This window comes from Rhizobium sp. 05L429 (genome assembly GCF_056397645.1).
This window is the reverse complement of sequence record NZ_JBFTNV010000004.1, coordinates 51,540-68,240: the sequence shown is the minus strand read 5'-3', so window position 1 is coordinate 68,240 and position 16,701 is coordinate 51,540. Positions and strand designations below refer to the sequence as shown.

The following is a 16,701-nucleotide window of genomic DNA, read 5'->3' as shown; positions in this document are numbered from 1 at the left end:
AGAGGGGTGCGAGCACTGCCATCATCCGCAGTTGGCTCTATTCCCGCCGAAAGCCCTGCGACTGGCTCTGGCCACCACCGCTCTGCGACTGCGACTGGCCGCCCATCCGTTCGTCACCGCGCTCCGCTTCCATCTTCCTCGCGCTATCACCGAGCGTCTCGCTGCTGCCGGATGCCATCTTCGGCACGCCGGTCTCCTCGCTCAACTGGGTGTCATCGGAGACGGCGGGCTGCTCGACGGTATAGGCGCGCACGCGCAGCGACCCGTTGTTGACGTCACGCCTGCCGACGCGCGGGTTTTCCCCGGCGCCGGGACCGGCCTCATCCGACACGGTCGCCGATGCCATGGCGCGCTCCGTGGCAGTCGTATCTGGCGCGAAGGCGTCTTCTGAAACGGTCATGTCGCCTTCCGCTGCTCCCTTGCGGTTATAGCTCGAGACGGCATAGGCCTCGGTCGAGCGCTGCGCCTCCCAGCCTTCGCGCCGCCAGTGGTCGGCGCGCTCGTCCATGTCGATCGAGCCTTCATCGTCAAGAATATCGTGCGCGGTTTCATAGCTCGCATCGTCGACCTGCACAGAAACGAGGAAGCCGCCGCGGCGCAGGCCTTCGGCATAGACGGCGCGGTCATCATCGGGGAAGAGCCAGCCCTCCAGCTTTGCCCAGAAACCGGAGCGGTCGTCGCTTGCGACATCGGCGCGGTCGCCATCGGCCTCGTAGCCGGGCATGAGGCGGATCGAATCCATCGGGATGCCCGCATCCTTCAGGCGCTCGACGGTACTATCGGCGGCGTCGCGGCTGTCGAAGAAGGCGGTGAGGTTGCTGTTTGCCGTGCCCGTTGCAAAAGTTGGCGCGGTCTCACTGTAGGGATTTGCCATGTGATCACTCCCTGGCGTTATCATCATCCTGGATGCGCTCTGTGCCACCGCTGCATTCGCAGCCGCTTTGGCGCCCTGCTGATGACAACGGCCGCGATTCCGGAAGGTTCCATGACGCCGGCAATGGGATCCTGCCTGCCGGATCCGGCCATTATTCCTCTTCAATCCCCTGGTGAAGATGGCTATTCCGGCACCGCTGAAAACCGGCGCGCCGCAGCCGATCGCCGATATCACGCACCGGAGTTGCGGCGGTCGCGGTAAAAGCCGAGGCTGACGACATTTGGCCCAAGGGCTCTTTCCTGCGGCACTTTGGCAGGCTCTTCGGTCACGTCGTCCGGCTCTTCGGCGGGCTGCGGAGCGTCCGTCACCGGCGCCTCGGCCCGCGCCCGCAAATCCCTGACATTGCCATGGAGCTGCGCCACCAGCTTGCGATAATAATCGACAATCCGCTGATGCTCTTCGCGTGCGATATACCGCTCCTGAAACCACTGAACCATGTCATTCCCACCTGCTCGATTACAGGAGGGAAACTTCCCGCCGCGGGAGGCGGTTCCGGAGGGGTTCTCGTATGGTTAAGTTTCCGTTGCGGTCGTGGGGAATACGGAGTGCGCTGTTCAGTTCGCGGGACGGCCTTGCCATTTACTCGGCGCATCGCCGGGCTTGTCCCTGATATCTTCGCCCGTAAGCGGTATTCCCTCGTCACAGTTGTCCGCTACTTCCGCCCTGACCCAAATCTTCATGCAGTCGTCAATCGCAGATGCCATCGTCTGCACGATGGCAGGTTTTCGGTTTCGGTCTCTGATCAGTTCAACCCCAGGCCAAGAAGGATAGGTAGCATGAAAGTTCTGCTCGTACTGACTTCACATGACCAGCTCGGCAATACCGGCAAAAAGACGGGCTTCTGGCTCGAGGAACTCGCGGCCCCTTACTACGCATTCAAGGATGCGGGCGCCGAGATGACGCTGACTTCCCCCAAGGGCGGCCAGCCGCCGCTCGATCCCAAGAGTGACGAGACTGAATTCCAGACCGATCTCACGCGGCGCTTCAATGCCGACGAGGCCGGCAAGGCGCGGCTCGCCAACACGGTGCGGCTCGACAGCGTCAACCAGGCCGACTACGACACGGTCTTCTATCCCGGTGGTCATGGTCCGATGTGGGATCTGGCCGAGGATGCCAACTCCATCAAGCTGATCGAGTCCTTCATTGCGGCCGGCAAGACCATCGCTCTCGTCTGCCATGCGCCGGGCGTGCTTCATCATGTGAAAAACCCTGATGGTACGCCCTTCGTGGCCGGCCGGCAGCTTACCGGCTTCACCAATGGGGAGGAGGAAGGCGTCGGCCTGACGAAGGTCGTTCCCTTCCTCGTCGAGGACGAACTCCTCAGCCTTGGCGCGATCTTTTCCAAGGTCAAGGACTGGGGCGTTCACACCGTTACCGACGGGCAATTGATCACCGGCCAGAACCCGGCATCGTCTGGCCCGGCCGCGCTGGTCCTGATCGACGCGCTTCGCAAACAGGGCAAGTAACTCGCTCCAGCACCGGCCAGGAAAATCGGAATCGATTTTCGGAAAGCCTGATGCGCAGATCCGAGGAGTTAGAGCGTCCCTTGTGCGTCCGGATGGACCACGGCGGTCAAATGAGACAGGCGCAATCAGGCGCTTGTCTCACATCGTCCCATCATCGCGGCCGCCGGATCGCCCGCACCTTGCCGCTGCCGCCGCCGCCGGCGTAGAACACACCGTCACCATCGGACTCCAGCCCGGAAACACCTGTGCCTTCGGGCATCTCCAGCCGCTCCAGCACGTCACCCGTCTTCGGATCGATCCGGCGCACGTCGCTCTTGTCGTCCTCCCAGGTCGCATGCCAGAGCTCGCCATCGACCCAGGTGACACCCGTGACATGGCGCTTGGATTCGATCGTGCGCAGGATCGTGCCGGTTTCTGGATCGATCTCGTGGATGCAGCGGTCGCGGTACTGGCCGACCCAGAGGCTGCCCTCGCACCAGGCCATGCCGGAATCCGCACCCTTGCCGGGAGCAGGAATGGTGGCGACGACGGTGCCGGTTTCGGGGTCGATCTTGCGGATCTTGTCTTCGGCGATCTGGAAGAGATAGCGGCCGTCAAAGGCGGTGCCGGCATGAGCGGCGACGTCGATGGTGGTGAGCTCGGCACCGCTTTCGGGGTCCAGCGCCCGGAGGTTTTCACCGGCGGCGAACCAGACCCGGCTGCCGTCATAGGTGACGCCGCCGACATTACGCGCGCCTTCGAAGGGGCCGTATTCGCGGATGATCTCTGCCTGTGATGTCTTCATGGTGTTCCATCCTCTGTTTCAGGAGAGATGCTATTCGCTCGGCAGCGGACCGGGGAGTAACAATGTTGTCGGGAAGCCGACGACCGGCGGCATCATCCAGCGCCGCGCCGGGCCATTGCCGAAATACTGCACCTTGCCGGCCTCTTCCAGCGTTTCCAGCGCCCGCTGCACGGTGCGCGAGCTCAAGCCCAGCGCAATCGAAAGCGCCGTGCTGGACCAGGATTCTCCATCCGCGAGAAGCGCCAGCAACGGGGCGTGTTCCTCCTCGACCGGTGGGGCAAGCACCACGACATTACGGCCGCCGAGCGGGATCAGCATGAAACCACCGCTTGTCGCCTTCACCTCGGCAAGGTTGGCAAGCGCCGCGCGCAGCCGGCCGATCTCGACACGCAGACGCGCCCGGTGGGATTCATCGGCATGGCGGGCGCGGAAGGCGCGGACCAGCAGAAGGGAACGGATGACATCTGATGGTGCTGCTTCGGCAAGCGTGCGGGCGAGCATGAAGAGCACCGGGCGGCTTGCCAGCGGCAGGATCTCGCTGCCTGATCGTATCACGTTGCGGCAGGCATCGATGACCAGCGTGTCGGAGGCAAGCAGCGCCTCGACTTCCTGAAGCTGCAAAAGGCGCTCCGTGCCGCTATCGATCAGCCGGGCGGCGGGCGCTTCCAACACCTTTGCCGCCTCGCGCACCTCGATGGCAAGTGCCGGGATATCGGCCTTCGACGCCGCTTCCGCCGCGCGTGCCAGCGCTTGCCTCGCCGGCTCCGTGCGCAGCCGGCGGATCGCGACGCCGGCAACGGCAAGCTCATGGCCGGCACGGGCAGCGGGCGGCAGCGGTGAGGGGTCGAGATCGGCGAGCAGCTTTTCAGCCGCATCCAGATGGCCGATCAGGAGCAGGCGGCGGATCTGCAGATTGCGGGCGTGGGCGGCATTGACGCGGTCGCCACGCCTTGCGAGCGTCAGGCGAGCGGCTTCCAGCGCCTTTTCCGGCCAGGTGAGATCGCGCGAGACCAGAGCGATCTCGGCTTCGGCGACGATGCAGCGGGCGCGCGCCACCGCCTCCCGCGGGCCGAAGGCGCGGGCCGCACTCTTCAGCAGCGCCTTGGCGCGGGCGAGATCGCCGAGCTGAGCCATGGCAATGCCGCGCAGGGCGAGCGCCGGCGGGTCGTCGCGCAGGGCCACGCGCTTCATCGCGCCCAGCGCATCGCCGGCGGCCAGCGCCTGTGCGGCAGCAACGATCAGCGAGTCCATCGGAATCCCGTCACACTTGTAACTCCCACCTCTTGGGCAACAAGACCTAGTTTATTCCCTATCGGCAGGCAACGGGCCGGCCGGCACCGAAGTTTCAACGCTAATGAGGAGAAGACCCATGATGATGCACAAGACCGGAACACGGGCGGAATGGCTGCAGGCGCGCATTGCGCTGCTGGATCAGGAAAAGGCGCTGACGCGCCGCAGCGACGAGATCGCCGGCATGCGCCGGGATCTGCCCTGGGTGAAAATCGAGAAGGATTATCGGCTGGAGACGGAAACCGGCATGAAGTCGCTTTCGGAGCTCTTCAAGGGCCGCTCGCAGCTGCTCGTCTATCATTTTATGTTCGGCCCGGACTATACGGCCGGCTGCCCCTCGTGCTCGTCGATCGCCGACGGCTTCAACGGCGTCGTGGTCCATCTCGAAAATCATGACGTCGCCTTCAGCGCCGTCTCGCGCGCGCCGCTTGAGAAGCTTCTGGAGTTCAAGCGCCGCATGGGCTGGACTTTCGACTGGGCCTCTTCCGATGGCAGCGATTTCAACCGGGATTTCAATGTCTGGTTCACGCCGGAGGAGCAGCAGAGCGGCGGCATCGACTATAACTACCGCCGCGAACCGCCGATCCCCAATGTGCTGCAGCAGAAGCCGAGTAGCGGCGAAAGCCCGGCCGACCTGATCGCCTCGATAACTGGCACCGACTTCACCACTTTCATCCGCGACCGTCCGGGCCTCAGCGCCTTCGTGATGCAGGGCGGCGACATCTACCACACCTATTCCTCCTATGCTCGCGGGCTGGATGGCGTGTGGGGCATGTACCAGTGGCTCGACCGCGCACCGCTCGGCCGCAACGAGGAAGGTGTCTGGTGGCGGCATCATGACCGGTATGGGGCAGGGCAATGAGCACGCCCTCGAAGATGGAGGCCGGCGACAGCGCCGGCCCGCTCCTGTCCGGCATGGCGCGGTGGCTGTCGCTGGCGGCGGCACCGGTCTTTGCGGTGATGGCAGTTCTTTCGGCGAGTGAGCCGGCGGCCGAGATGATCTGCTCGATGAGCGGCATGCAGATGCAGGGGGCGTCGGTCTTCAGCGGCATGGTGCTGATGTATGTGTTGATGAGCCTGTTCCATATCGGGCCTTGGCTCAAGTGGATGGGCGGCGAGGGAGGCTTTCGCCGCCCGTAGGCGACGGAGGTTCGGCATATCATTGCCTTGGGATAAATTTGACCAAACGTTGCATATTGCCTGTGTGCCCGAATAAGTCGTATGAAGCCCAGGTTAATGTCGGCGCTGTTTTGGGGGCGGAATATTGCGGAGATTTGCGATCTCGTGCGGGCTGTTGATAGCCTTGACGGCCTCCGTGTCGGCTTTCAGCCAGGAGGAAAAACTGGACCCGTCCTGTGCGGAGTTGAATGACGCCTATGCCGCGACGCGGTCGACCACGATATACAGCGAGAAGCTCTACGATATTGATGCGGATGGCGAGCGCAAGCTTCAATTTGAGCACCGGTTCAATCAGGATACGGAGTATCACAAGCGGGTGGAGGCGGCGGACTGGGAGCGTTATCCCCGCTTGAAGCGGGCTCTCAGTGACGAAAACGGCCCAAAATACACATCCTGCGCGTTCATCGCCGAAGAGATGGAGGGTGGTGAGTCCGTCTGGCATTACAGCGGCATGTGGCACCAGAAATCCATCGAGGCTGATATGCATGTCTGGTTCCGGCCAAAAGACAAACGGTTTGTCCGGGTCGAGAGGCGCTTCAGGGATGCGGAATACGCGAGGTCGGAATTTGGATCGACCAGCGGCACCGTTCTGGAAGTCTTTGATTACGATCTCCGCAGGAGTGCTGCGCCTGACGGACCTTTCGATGACGGAAACTGGATTTCAAGGACTTGGAATGGGATCGCGAGCGGCCTTCCAGGCGGTAACGATGACACAACGGAGAAGTAAATCTGGCTTCTGGTTGCCTGTTTGTACGATCCCCAATCGCGCCAACGTGATGGAACCGGGTCAATAACCCTGACGTTTCCGCCTCGCTGTCTCCCGGCAGCCAATGCCCATCCTGGGCACCCCTTCCGACGGCATCCGGAATTGCCCCGCCTCGCCGCCGCTTTCGGACGGAGGAAACGCATATGTCCGCATTGGCAAGTCTGCGCGCGCTCACCCCGCAGCAGCGCAACACCGTCATCGCCAGCTATCTCGGCTGGACGCTCGACGCCTTCGACTTCTTCATTCTCGTCTTCGTTCTCAAATATATCGCCGAAGAGTTTCACACCGACGTTCCCACGGTCTCCGTGGCGATCTTTCTCACCCTTGCCATGCGGGCGCTCGGCGCCCTGATCTTCGGGCTTGCGGCAGACCGATACGGGCGGCGCATCACGCTGATGGTGAATGTGATGCTCTATTCACTGTTCGAATTCCTCACCGGTTTTTCGACCGGCCTCACCATGTTCCTGGTGCTGCGCGCGCTCTACGGCATCGCCATGGGCGGCGAATGGGGCGTTGGCGCCTCGCTCGTCATGGAGACTGTGCCGGAGGAAAGCCGCGGCGTCGTCTCGGGTATCCTGCAGGCGGGGTACCCTTCCGGCTATCTGCTTGCTTCGCTGCTGTTCTTCCTGCTCTTCCCCGTCATCGGCTGGCGCGGCATGTTCTTCGTCGGTGTTCTGCCCGCGCTGCTGGTGCTCTATATCCGCCGCAGCGTTCAAGAGAGCCCGGCCTTCCTGAAACGCCAGCAGCAGGGTGGTGGTCGGCCGTTCCTGACGGTGTTGCGCGAAAACATTCCGCTCTTCATATGGGCGGTGCTGTTGATGACCGCCTTCAATTTCTTCAGTCACGGCACGCAGGATATTTACCCGACCTTCCTCGAAACCCAGCGCAACTATTCGAGCTATACAGTCGGCGCGATCGCCATCGTCTACAATATCGGCGCCATCCTCGGCGGGCTGTTCTTCGGGGCGCTGTCGCAGCGCATCGGCCGCAGACGAGCGATCGTCATCGCCGCGCTGATCGCCGTGCCCATTGCCCCGCTCTGGGCCTATGCGCCGGGGCCGGTGCTGCTCGCGATCGGCGCCTTCCTGATGCAGTTCTTCGTGCAGGGCGCCTGGGGCATCGTGCCCGTGCATCTCAACGAGCTTTCTCCCGACGAAGTGCGCGGCACATTCCCCGGCTTCGCCTATCAGCTCGGCAATCTGCTGGCCTCGGGCAATGCGACGATGCAGGCGAGTTTGGCGTCTCATTGGAACGGTGACTACGCTAGCGCGTTGGTCATAGTAGCCGCCCTAGTTGCCGTCGTAGTCGCGGTGCTCTCCTGGTTCGGCCACGAGAAGAAGGATGTGCGTTTCGGCATGGAGGAAGCCGAAGAGCCGCGTGGCGCGATGAGAATCTAGCGCTGCCCGTGGCTACGAAGGCCGGTGGCGAAAGCTGCCGGCCTTTCCTTGCGCGTTGACTGTTTCATTGGGGCGTGTGTCCGCGCGAATGCTTAATTCTGGTACGATTTTCTAGGCCCGGCCGGTTTCTCCTTTTTTAAGGTCATAGTCCTAGCGTATCCTGAGCGCCGGTCATGTATTGCGTCCCGCCGCGAGGATTTATGGGTTCTACCGAAAATTTCGCCTTCCTGTTACCGGTCATGATGCTGACCTTCGGCTGCACGTTTCTCATTGTCGGCCGGTTCGGGTCGCGAGAGGCGAAGCTCTGGGGGCCGGGTTATCTCTTTGCCGCCGTTGCCTTTTTGATGCCGCTGACGGCGGGTGCGCTGACGGACCAGTATGCCTCGCTGATTGCCGATGCCCTGTTTCTTGCGGCTTTCTTCTTCTATGGCGGCGCGCTGCTTGCCCGCTTCGGGCGGCCGTCCTATCTGCGCTGGCGCCTTGGTTTCACGCTGGTGACCTATGCGGGCATCCTCTATTCGTCGCTGGTTGCCGAAAGCATTCCGGCCGAATTGCTGCTCGACGATCTCGGCTGCGCCGCTCTCCTGACCTTCGGCATCATCGAGAGCCTGCGCCGCATCCGCCACGGAGCCGACCGGGTGCTGCTTGGCGTCTCCGGCCTCGTCGTTGCCGAAATCCTCGTCCGCAATGCCGTCCTGGTTTTCATCGCGCCCTCCTATGGTGGTCCTGATGGTTTTCTTGCCTCGCAATATGCCTTCTTCATGCAGGTGGGCGCCTCGGTTTTCGCTCTGATGTTTGCGCTTTCCGCGCTTGCGGCGTCCACACTCGATATGATCAACGCGCACCGCGATGCCGCCGAGCGCGATCCGCTGACGGGTATGCTGAACCGGCGCGGCTTCGACAGGATGGTGGCCGACAACGGGCGCACCGAAGGCGCTGTCATCATCTGCGACATCGACAATTTCAAATGGGTCAACGACACCTTCGGCCATGGCTCTGGTGATACTGTCATCCAGGCCTTTGCCGAGATGCTGCAGTTGCGGCTGCCGGAAGGCGGCTTTGCGGCGCGCTTCGGCGGCGAGGAATTCGTGGCCTTCCTGCCGGCAACGCCGCTGGTTTCGGGCGCGGATTTCGCCAACAGGGTGCGGCTTGCCTTTGCCGGCGCCGACCGCAAGGCGATCGGCTTCGACGGCAAGATCACCGCAAGTTTCGGTGTCGCCGGCACCAGTTCGGCCGATCATTCCCTCTATGAGCAGATCGCCCGGGCCGACAAGGCGCTCTATGCCGCCAAGGAGGCAGGACGCAACAAGGTGATGGTCGAAGGCGAGCCCCCCAGCGACATGTCCGGACCGCGTCTTTATCGCGCATCCGAAAAGCACGGCTGCTGAGCGATCGGGTCTTGATTGCCCGGAAACCTCCGGTAAATGGTGCGTTTCCACCCATTTCAGTATTTGCTACAGGATCAGCCCATGCCCTTTTCGCTCAACCCGGCCGCCTTCTGGCCGGTGATCATGCTCGTTGTCTCCAATGTCTTCATGACGTTTGCCTGGTATGGGCACCTGAAACACAAGGGCAGCGCGATCTTCCTCGCCATCCTCGCCAGCTGGGGCATCGCCTTCTTCGAATATTGCCTTGCAGTGCCCGCCAACCGCATGGGCTCGGCGGTCTATTCCACGGCGCAGCTGAAGACCATGCAGGAAGTGATTACCCTGCTGGTGTTCTCGGGTTTCTCGGTCTTCTGGCTTGGTGAGAACCTGACCTGGAACCATGCGATCGGCTTTGCTCTGATTGCGGTGGGTGCTTCGTTCATTTTCCGGGGTTGAATCCAACGATTTCAACAGATTACAAATCGTCCATGTCGGGAAATCGCCGCATTTCCTACACCCTGCCGTCGCAATTGGCTGAGACCTTGTCACCATCAGGTGATGAGGAGGTGAACGGTCATGAGCCTGTCTTTTCCGACGATGGCGGCAATCCGTTTCGGTTACGGGTTGCGGCCGGGCGAGACCCCGCCGCAGACGAAGGATGATCTGATCGGGCAGGTGATGCGCGGCGCGGATATCGTGCCGGGCTTTCCGGTCGGCGGTGTCGAGGCGCGGCATACTGCGATCCTCGATCTGCAGGACCGGTTGCGACAGATCCGTCAGGCCGATGGCGACGATCTCGCCCGCCGGCAGCAGCGGCGGCTCCTGCAGCGTCGCGCGCAAATGCTCTTCCAGATGGATGCCAATGCACGGCTCATGCAATCGGTGCTTTCGCCCGACGGTTTCAACGAACGGCTGGCGACTTTCTGGACCAATCATTTCTCCACCAGCGCCAACAAGAGCCTGCCGATGCGGCTGATCGTACCGCTTTACGAGGCCGAAGCGATCCGTCCTTACATGGGCGGCAAGTTCGCGACGTTGCTGCGCAGCGCCACCGAGCATCCCTCCATGCTGATCTATCTCGATCAGGCGCAGTCGCTGGGGCCGGATTCCAAGGGAGGCATGCGGCGCAACAAGGGGCTGAACGAAAATCTTGGCCGCGAACTTCTGGAATTGCACACACTCGGCGCCGGCAGCGGTTACACGCAAGCCGACGTGCGCTCGGCGGCCATGGTGCTGACCGGGCTGACAGTCGACCAGGAGGAAATGGAGACCGCCTTCCGGCCGCAGATCTCCGAGCCTGGCGAACATGAGGTGCTTGGTGTGAGCTACGGCGGGGCGAAGCGCACGCGCAAGGATTACCTTGCCATGCTCGACGATCTCGCGGTCAATCCGAAAACGGCCGAGCATATCAGCCGCAAGCTCGCGGTGCATTTCATCTCCGACCAGCCGCCGCAGGAGATGATCCAGGCTATGAGCGAGGCGTGGAAGAAAACGGATGGGGAACTGTCCGCCGTCTACCGCGCCATGCTCAACCACCCGGCCGCCTGGCGGGACGAGGGCGCCAAGGCGCGCCAGCCTTTTGATTATATCGTCACCGGGCTTCGGGCGCTGAACAGCGGTGCTGACACCGGCGATGTCGCCGCCTTCATGCAGGCCTATCGGCAGGACGATACCGACAGCGACGACATGATGGCGACGCCGAAAAAGGATGCGGCGCCCGCAACCGACGGACAGGCGATGATGCAGGCGCCGCCAAGCCCTGACGACGAGGCGCGCATGAAGCGTCGCAAGGCTTTCCAGATGGCGCGCTCGCTCGGGCAGGGCGCTCTTCGCCGCATGGGCCAGCCGACATGGCTGCCGCCGAGCCCGGCCGGCTTCGAGGAGAATTTCTCCGCCTGGATTACCGCCAGCCAGCTTTCCGAGCGGTTGTCATGGGCGCGGCGCGCCAGCGCCCAGTTCGGCAGGGATGTCGATCCGCGCGAATTCCTGAAGGCGACGCTGGCCGATGCCGCCCGCGACGAGACGATCCGTGTCGTCTCGCAGGCGCCGAACAGGACCAGTGGTCTGACGCTGGTTCTCGCTTCTCCCGAATTCAACCGGCGATAGAGGATCTCCGTTTTCTTCAAAATACGGACATCCTCTATCTCTCTCTTTTCACGCAATTCCGGACGCAAACCACTTAAGCACTTTTGCTGGAATTGCTTTAGGAGCCCGTCATGACAGAGTTTACGCTTTCCCGCCGCGGTTTCCTCGCTTCCGCCTGCTGCCTGGCCGCAGCGCCTGTTTTCACGCCCGTCACCTTTGCGGCGATGCCCGGCGACAAGCGCTTCGTGACGATCGTGCTGCGCGGCGCGATGGACGGGCTCGCGCTGGTGCAGCCCTATGGCGATGCCGGCTTTGCGGCCTTCAGGCCGACGCTCTCGCTGACGCCGGACAAGGGGCTCATCGATCTCGACGGACATTTCGGGCTCAATCCGGCGGCGGCCGATCTCATGCCGCTCTGGAAGGCGAAGGAGCTTGCCTTCGTGCATGCCGTCTCCACGCCCTATCGCGACCAGCGCAGCCATTTTGACGGGCAGGACATGCTGGAATCGGGCGGCGAGCATGTGGCAGAGGAAAAGACCGGCTGGCTGAACCGGGCGCTGGCCGTCATCCCGCGCTCGGATGCGAGGAAGGCGATCGACGTCAACACCTCCACCGAATTGATCCTGACCGGGCCGAACAATGTCGATGTCTGGGCGTCGGACTCCAATCTCGGGCCGGCCAAGGATGAGATGCAATTCCTGATGCGGCTCTATGCCGGCGATCCGGCTTTCGCCAAGGCAATGGACGAGGCGATGCGGGCCAACAGCGCCTCCATGATGGCTGAGCCGACAGGCCAGCGCGGCGAGAAGATCACCGATGTGGCGGCCCTTGCCGGCAACATGCTGAAAGGCGATTACCGCATTGCCAGCTTCTCGATCACCGGCTGGGACACGCATGTCGGCCAGCTCGGTCAGTTCAAGCGGCCGGTGCAGGATCTGGCGCAGGCGATCACGACACTGAAGGTCACGCTCGGTCCCGATCTGTGGTCGAAGACGGTGGTGCTTGCCATGACGGAGTTCGGCCGCACGGTGCGCGAGAATGGGTCCGGCGGCACGGATCACGGCACAGGCGGCTGTGCAGTGCTGGCTGGTGGTGCGATCGATGGCGGCAGGATTCTCGGCAAATGGCCGGGGCTCGCAGACGGCAGTCTGCTCGACGACCGCGACCTGATGCCGACGGCGGATGTGCGCGAGCTTGCTGCGGCGATGCTCTACCGGCAGTTCGATGTGTCGGCGGAGGATCTGACGGGGAAGATTTTCCCGGGGCTGAGTTTCGACAAGGGATCGCAGTTTTTGCGGGCTTGAGCGCTCTCACCCTGAAGCTGGAACGCAAAGTGAGAGGGTAGGCGCGCCAATCCCTCTCAAATTACACCGGGAAGCTGAAAAGCCGACCGGTCAGATCGCCTCATCCTCTGCCCCGCCATTGACCTGAAGGCTATTCAGCACGGAAAGAATGCCCTGCCAGCTCTGATAGCCCGAAGTCGGGTCGCTGGCTCGGCCTTGAGTTTCGATCTTGTCGACGGCGTTACTGGCAATGCCGAGGAAATCCCGCGAGGTATTGTCGTAGGCGGATTTTTCAGCGTCCGAGAAGGGGATGAGAGTCCCGTTCGGCCCGACCTTGCCGAGCGGCACGCCGGACAGTTGCAGTTGAAGGACCTGTGCGAGGTCGAGATCGCCGGAATCATAGAGATCGCCGGTGAGATCGCGCATTTCGGCTGGCGTCATGTGGGTGAAATCGTAGGAGCCGCCTTCTTCTTCGCCCTCGGACGTATCCTGATCGACCGGCTGGCCGATATCGTCGAGGCTGGCGGCGAAAGCCGAACCGCCGGCTGCGCCCTTCTTCTGGGTCGAAAACGCGGAATAGCTTGGCGTGCTTCCATCGATGCGCATGGGTAGTCTCCTGATCCGGATCATCCTGATGCGCCGGACAATGCTTGCCTGTACTTGCGCGAAGCTGGTCGAGGGGCGGCATTGTTTTTGAAGATCCTGCCCCAAATCCCGCCCCGCAAGGGGGAGGGGCTTTTTTCCTCAAATCAAATCGTAAAGCCTGAAAATCCAGGTGATCTGATAGATGAGTCCCGCGCTGACAAACACCGCATGAAACCGCCGGTTCGCCGTCCACGCCGCGACAATACAAAGGACGATATAGAGGGCATTCCTCAGCGGATATTCCCACCCGAGTGCTGCCAGATAGGCTTTCCCCTTCAGCAGCGTATCCAGAAAATCGACCGCATAGGTCACGGCCAGCATGCCGAAAAACCATCTGCGCCGTGAGATGAAATATTCCTCGTAGCCGCCGTAATCCTCGATCGTCGTCGGGAAGATCAGCACGCAGAGGAAGAAGAACAGGCAGCAGAAGCTGATGAGGAAGAGGTAGACGCCGAAGGAGATGACGGCGAGCGACTGCAGCCGATATTCCCACCACCAGAAATGGATGATGAACAGGAACATCGAGGCGACCCAGCCGAGATGCACCCAGTAGACCCTGAACTTGCCGGGCGACTGCACGATGCCGCCGAGGCCGGTCAGCAGGCGGGCGAGCGAGAGGCCGATGACCATCGACATCACGGTGCGGATGTAGACGTAAACCTCCGGTGTCGCCGCCGCCTGCATGATGTCACTCCTGCGGGACGACCTTGGGTGTTCCGTCTTCGTCGAGCGCCACCATGATGAAGGTGCCGGCGGTGACCTTTTCCTGCTGGTTATAGCGCGAGCGGTGCGCCCAGGCTTCCACGCGCAGCGTGATGGAGGTGCGGCCGACCCGCTCCACCTCGGTATAGATCGACAGCGTATCGCCGATCTTGACCGGCAGTTCGAAGGCCATTTCCTTGACCGCGGCCGTCACCACACGACCCCTGGCGCGCTCGGCGGCGCGGATGCCGCTTGCAAGGTCCATCTGCGCCATGACCCAGCCACCGAAGATATCGCCGGCCGGATTGGCGTCTCCGGGCATGGCGAGCGTACGCAAGGTCAGTTCGCCTGTCGGCTTGGCGGCATCGGTCATCAAGGGCTCCTCATCTGGCCGGTGATTCATTTGGAATCACCCTAATGCAAAGGCCGGGCGGTGCGAAGGCCCGCAAAACCGGCTGTTCCGGGCGGCCCCGCAAAAAATATCCGCCGGCTGCGCAAAATTCCCAGCCGTTAAAATTTGGTTCGAATTCAAGTGCTTGATCTAAGGTTGGTGCTGCGCCTGATTGCCTCACGTTACGTTATTTCGTCATATTCTAATCAAGCTTTACCGTCCGGTAAGCGGCCTCCATCAGTATCTGCTCATTGTCACATATGAGAGCCGCCGGAACCCCATGCGCAACATCAGGATTTCAACCCGCCTCTACAGCCTCGTCGCCTTCGCGCTTGCCGTGCTGGCCGCAACGATGATCTTCTTCCTCAACTATTCCTATCGCCAGCTCGAGGCCGAGCGCAAAGCCGGTCTGGCGCAGATGGACGCCACGGCGCTTGCGATCTTCGACAAATATTACAAGCTGGAGCAGGCGGGCACGATGACCCGCGAGCAGGCGCAGTCTGCTGCCAAGGAAGTGATGGCTTCCATGCGCTACGGCGGCGGCACCGGCTATTTCTGGATCAACGACATGCATCCGACCATGGTGATGCACCCGGTCAAGCCTGAGCTCAACGGCACGGATCTGTCGCAGAACAAGGATCCGAACGGTAAGTTCCTGTTCGTCGAATTCGTCAATACGGTGAAGGCGAGCGGGCAGGGCTTCGTCGATTATTACTGGCCGAAGCCGGGCGCCGATCAGCCGGTCCTGAAATATTCGCATGTGGCGGGCTTTGCGCCCTGGGGCTGGATCGTCGGCACCGGCGTCTATGCAGACGACCTTGCTGCTCTTTACCGCCAGAATGCGATATGGGCTGCGGCGCTCTGCCTGCTCGGCGCCATCGCTACGCTCTCCATCGCCTATGCAATCGTGCGCAGCGTTACCTCGCCGGTTGCCCGGCTGAAGACGGCGATGAATGCAATTGCCGATGAGGATGCCTCGGTCAATATCACCGATGCCGACCGGCGCGACGAGATCGGCCAGATGGCGAAATCGCTGATCGTGCTGCGCGATTCCGTCGCCGAGCGTGCCGAGCTTCGGGTTCGCGAGGACGAGCGCCAGCAGGAGATCGAGGGCGAACGTCGCGGCAACGAGGCGAGCCTGCGCTCATCCTCCGAACGCCAGACTGCGGCGATGCAGGCGCTCGGCGCCGGGCTGGAACGGCTTGCTGCCGGCGACCTGACCGTTGCGATCGACGATATCGGCCAGGATTATGCCAAGCTTCGCAGCGACTTCAATGCTGCGGTCGATGCGTTGAACGGCGTCATCAACGCGATCGCGGAATCGAGCCACATCGTCAATGACAGCGCCCGGGATATCAGCCAGGCGACCGGTAATCTTTCCAAGCGCACCGAACAGCAGGCTGCAGCACTCGAAGAGACCGCAGCCGCCCTCGACGAGATCACCGCGACGGTTCGCACCGCCTCCGAACGCGCCAACGAGGCTCGCAATATGGTGGCGGAAACCAAGACGAGCGCGGGCAAATCCGGCGAGATCGTCCGCAACGCCGTCTCGGCCATGAGCCGCATCGAGGATAGTTCGAGCCGCATCAACCAGATCATCGGTGTTATCGATGAGATCGCCTTCCAGACCAACCTCCTGGCGCTGAACGCCGGCGTCGAGGCCGCACGTGCCGGTGAAGCCGGTCGCGGTTTTGCAGTCGTGGCTCAGGAAGTGCGCGAACTGGCGCAGCGCTCGGCCAATGCGGCCAAGGAGATCAAGGCGCTGATTTCGAGCTCGGCAACGGAAGTCCAGGGTGGCGTGGCGCTGGTGCGCTCCACCGGCGATGCATTGGTCGAGATCGAGGCGCTCGTCAACCGCGTCAACGCCCATGTCGACTCGATTGCCACCGCGGCCCGGGAACAGGCGACGGGGCTGCATGAGATCAACACTTCCGTCAACCACATGGACCAGATGACCCAGCAGAATGCCGCGATGGTCGAGGAGACGACGGCTGCGAGCCAGACGCTGGCGGAAGAGAGCCAGCAGCTGCGGTCGCTCTTGTCGAAGTTCCGGTTGCGAGGGCAGGCAGCGCAGGGTGCTCGGTACGAGCGGGCTGCTTAAGGACCCGGGCGGCGTAACGATCGGGCCACAGTGTTATTCGCTGTGGCCCGTTTCTTTTGTCGCAAGGAAATTCCAGTCAAAATATCGGGGTCATATCGGCGCAATGCGCAAGGTTTTTTTGGACACAAATTCGCTTTGCGTCAGTATATGATTGCACTTTACTTTAAGTGAAATTTAAAGTTTTATTGCGTTTCATCTGGTTCGGTTTTTGGTGTTTATGATGGGCTTTCTTCTAAGAAGTCTTGCCGTCGTTTTCATTACATTTCCACTTTCTTCGTGTATATCGACGATATCGTCTTATGACGAACAGA

The 16,701-nt window shown here is 61.9% G+C and carries 17 protein-coding genes; 10 read left to right on the top strand and 7 right to left on the bottom strand.

The features are described 5' to 3' along the window. Positions 1-37: 37 nt before the first annotated feature. Positions 38-874 (bottom strand): hypothetical protein, encoded by an 837-nt coding sequence (locus tag AC1DNW_RS05145; RefSeq protein ID WP_113312246.1) that lies wholly within the window; start codon positions 872-874, stop codon positions 38-40. Between the two features lie 230 nt (positions 875-1,104). Next, positions 1,105-1,371, bottom strand: coding sequence for a hypothetical protein (locus AC1DNW_RS05140; protein ID WP_113301537.1), 267 nt, complete (start codon positions 1,369-1,371; stop codon positions 1,105-1,107). A 339-nt stretch (positions 1,372-1,710) separates the two neighbouring features. On the opposite strand from AC1DNW_RS05140, the gene AC1DNW_RS05135 reads away from it, so the two are divergent. After that, positions 1,711-2,400 (top strand): type 1 glutamine amidotransferase domain-containing protein, encoded by a 690-nt coding sequence (locus AC1DNW_RS05135; RefSeq protein ID WP_113312248.1) that lies wholly within the window; start codon positions 1,711-1,713, stop codon positions 2,398-2,400. 151 nt (positions 2,401-2,551) lie between these two features. Here AC1DNW_RS05135 and AC1DNW_RS05130 read toward each other — a convergent pair whose 3' ends face one another. Next, the gene (locus tag AC1DNW_RS05130) at positions 2,552-3,184 is read right to left on the bottom strand and encodes an outer membrane protein assembly factor BamB family protein (RefSeq protein ID WP_113312249.1); all 633 of its coding nucleotides are present in this window, start codon (positions 3,182-3,184) and stop codon (positions 2,552-2,554) included. Between the two features lie 30 nt (positions 3,185-3,214). Then, complete coding sequence (locus AC1DNW_RS05125) at positions 3,215-4,435, bottom strand: helix-turn-helix domain-containing protein (protein WP_477852141.1); 1,221 nt, start codon at positions 4,433-4,435, stop codon at positions 3,215-3,217. Between the two features lie 118 nt (positions 4,436-4,553). On the opposite strand from AC1DNW_RS05125, the gene AC1DNW_RS05120 reads away from it, so the two are divergent. The 8 genes from AC1DNW_RS05120 to AC1DNW_RS05085 all read left to right on the top strand — a co-directional run bounded on the left by AC1DNW_RS05120 (position 4,554) and on the right by AC1DNW_RS05085 (position 12,572). Then, a complete protein-coding gene (locus AC1DNW_RS05120; protein ID WP_113312287.1) occupies positions 4,554-5,336 on the top strand; it encodes a DUF899 domain-containing protein in 783 nt (260 codons plus the stop codon). Beyond that, positions 5,333-5,614, top strand: a complete 282-nt coding sequence (locus tag AC1DNW_RS05115; RefSeq protein ID WP_113301532.1) for a hypothetical protein — start codon at positions 5,333-5,335, stop codon at positions 5,612-5,614. The genes AC1DNW_RS05120 and AC1DNW_RS05115 overlap by 4 nt, the downstream gene beginning before the upstream one ends. A gap of 175 nt (positions 5,615-5,789) precedes the next feature. Continuing rightward, on the top strand, positions 5,790-6,380 hold the full coding sequence (locus tag AC1DNW_RS05110) for a hypothetical protein (RefSeq protein WP_162748669.1): 591 nt from the start codon (positions 5,790-5,792) through the stop codon (positions 6,378-6,380). 182 nt (positions 6,381-6,562) lie between these two features. Next, positions 6,563-7,816, top strand: a complete 1,254-nt coding sequence (locus AC1DNW_RS05105) for an MFS transporter (RefSeq protein WP_113312285.1) — start codon at positions 6,563-6,565, stop codon at positions 7,814-7,816. Between the two features lie 200 nt (positions 7,817-8,016). After that, a complete protein-coding gene (locus AC1DNW_RS05100) occupies positions 8,017-9,204 on the top strand; it encodes a GGDEF domain-containing protein (protein WP_113507737.1) in 1,188 nt (395 codons plus the stop codon). Positions 9,205-9,285: 81 nt separating this feature from the next. Continuing rightward, positions 9,286-9,639 carry a DMT family protein gene (locus AC1DNW_RS05095; RefSeq protein WP_113301528.1) on the top strand — a complete coding sequence of 118 codons (354 nt, stop codon included), beginning with the start codon at positions 9,286-9,288 and terminating at the stop codon, positions 9,637-9,639. A 120-nt stretch (positions 9,640-9,759) separates the two neighbouring features. Next, entirely contained in the window at positions 9,760-11,289 is a 1,530-nt protein-coding gene (locus tag AC1DNW_RS05090) for a DUF1800 domain-containing protein (protein ID WP_477852139.1), read from the top strand. Between the two features lie 110 nt (positions 11,290-11,399). Then, the gene (locus AC1DNW_RS05085) at positions 11,400-12,572 is read left to right on the top strand and encodes a DUF1501 domain-containing protein (RefSeq protein WP_113507735.1); all 1,173 of its coding nucleotides are present in this window, start codon (positions 11,400-11,402) and stop codon (positions 12,570-12,572) included. 90 nt (positions 12,573-12,662) lie between these two features. Here the strand turns inward: AC1DNW_RS05085 and AC1DNW_RS05080 are convergent, their stop codons facing one another. The 3 genes from AC1DNW_RS05080 to AC1DNW_RS05070 all read right to left on the bottom strand — a co-directional run bounded on the left by AC1DNW_RS05080 (position 12,663) and on the right by AC1DNW_RS05070 (position 14,271). Beyond that, on the bottom strand, positions 12,663-13,157 hold the full coding sequence (locus AC1DNW_RS05080) for a hypothetical protein (RefSeq protein ID WP_113307639.1): 495 nt from the start codon (positions 13,155-13,157) through the stop codon (positions 12,663-12,665). Positions 13,158-13,295: 138 nt separating this feature from the next. Then, positions 13,296-13,880: a hypothetical protein gene (locus tag AC1DNW_RS05075; protein WP_113307640.1), complete on the bottom strand. Its 585-nt coding sequence runs from the start codon at positions 13,878-13,880 to the stop codon at positions 13,296-13,298. Positions 13,881-13,884: 4 nt separating this feature from the next. After that, positions 13,885-14,271: an acyl-CoA thioesterase gene (locus AC1DNW_RS05070; RefSeq protein WP_113301523.1), complete on the bottom strand. Its 387-nt coding sequence runs from the start codon at positions 14,269-14,271 to the stop codon at positions 13,885-13,887. 298 nt (positions 14,272-14,569) lie between these two features. On the opposite strand from AC1DNW_RS05070, the gene AC1DNW_RS05065 reads away from it, so the two are divergent. Further along, the gene (locus AC1DNW_RS05065) at positions 14,570-16,390 is read left to right on the top strand and encodes a methyl-accepting chemotaxis protein (protein ID WP_113307641.1); all 1,821 of its coding nucleotides are present in this window, start codon (positions 14,570-14,572) and stop codon (positions 16,388-16,390) included. The last annotated feature ends 311 nt before the right edge of the window (positions 16,391-16,701 follow it).

Excerpts from the sequence above, each read along its gene's own strand:
- AC1DNW_RS05145 (WP_113312246.1), bottom strand. The coding sequence starts at position 874 with ATGGCAAATCCCTACAGTGAGACCGCGCCAACTTTTGCAACGGGCACG.
- AC1DNW_RS05140 (WP_113301537.1), bottom strand. The coding sequence starts at position 1,371 with ATGGTTCAGTGGTTTCAGGAGCGGTATATCGCACGCGAAGAGCATCAG.
- AC1DNW_RS05135 (WP_113312248.1), top strand. The coding sequence starts at position 1,711 with ATGAAAGTTCTGCTCGTACTGACTTCACATGACCAGCTCGGCAATACC.
- AC1DNW_RS05130 (WP_113312249.1), bottom strand. The coding sequence starts at position 3,184 with ATGAAGACATCACAGGCAGAGATCATCCGCGAATACGGCCCCTTCGAA.
- AC1DNW_RS05125 (WP_477852141.1), bottom strand. The coding sequence starts at position 4,435 with ATGGACTCGCTGATCGTTGCTGCCGCACAGGCGCTGGCCGCCGGCGAT.
- AC1DNW_RS05120 (WP_113312287.1), top strand. The coding sequence starts at position 4,554 with ATGATGATGCACAAGACCGGAACACGGGCGGAATGGCTGCAGGCGCGC.
- AC1DNW_RS05115 (WP_113301532.1), top strand. The coding sequence starts at position 5,333 with ATGAGCACGCCCTCGAAGATGGAGGCCGGCGACAGCGCCGGCCCGCTC.
- AC1DNW_RS05105 (WP_113312285.1), top strand. The coding sequence starts at position 6,563 with ATGTCCGCATTGGCAAGTCTGCGCGCGCTCACCCCGCAGCAGCGCAAC.
- AC1DNW_RS05100 (WP_113507737.1), top strand. The coding sequence starts at position 8,017 with ATGGGTTCTACCGAAAATTTCGCCTTCCTGTTACCGGTCATGATGCTG.
- AC1DNW_RS05095 (WP_113301528.1), top strand. The coding sequence starts at position 9,286 with ATGCCCTTTTCGCTCAACCCGGCCGCCTTCTGGCCGGTGATCATGCTC.
- AC1DNW_RS05090 (WP_477852139.1), top strand. The coding sequence starts at position 9,760 with ATGAGCCTGTCTTTTCCGACGATGGCGGCAATCCGTTTCGGTTACGGG.
- AC1DNW_RS05085 (WP_113507735.1), top strand. The coding sequence starts at position 11,400 with ATGACAGAGTTTACGCTTTCCCGCCGCGGTTTCCTCGCTTCCGCCTGC.
- AC1DNW_RS05080 (WP_113307639.1), bottom strand. The coding sequence starts at position 13,157 with ATGCGCATCGATGGAAGCACGCCAAGCTATTCCGCGTTTTCGACCCAG.
- AC1DNW_RS05075 (WP_113307640.1), bottom strand. The coding sequence starts at position 13,880 with ATGCAGGCGGCGGCGACACCGGAGGTTTACGTCTACATCCGCACCGTG.
- AC1DNW_RS05070 (WP_113301523.1), bottom strand. The coding sequence starts at position 14,271 with ATGACCGATGCCGCCAAGCCGACAGGCGAACTGACCTTGCGTACGCTC.
- AC1DNW_RS05065 (WP_113307641.1), top strand. The coding sequence starts at position 14,570 with ATGCGCAACATCAGGATTTCAACCCGCCTCTACAGCCTCGTCGCCTTC.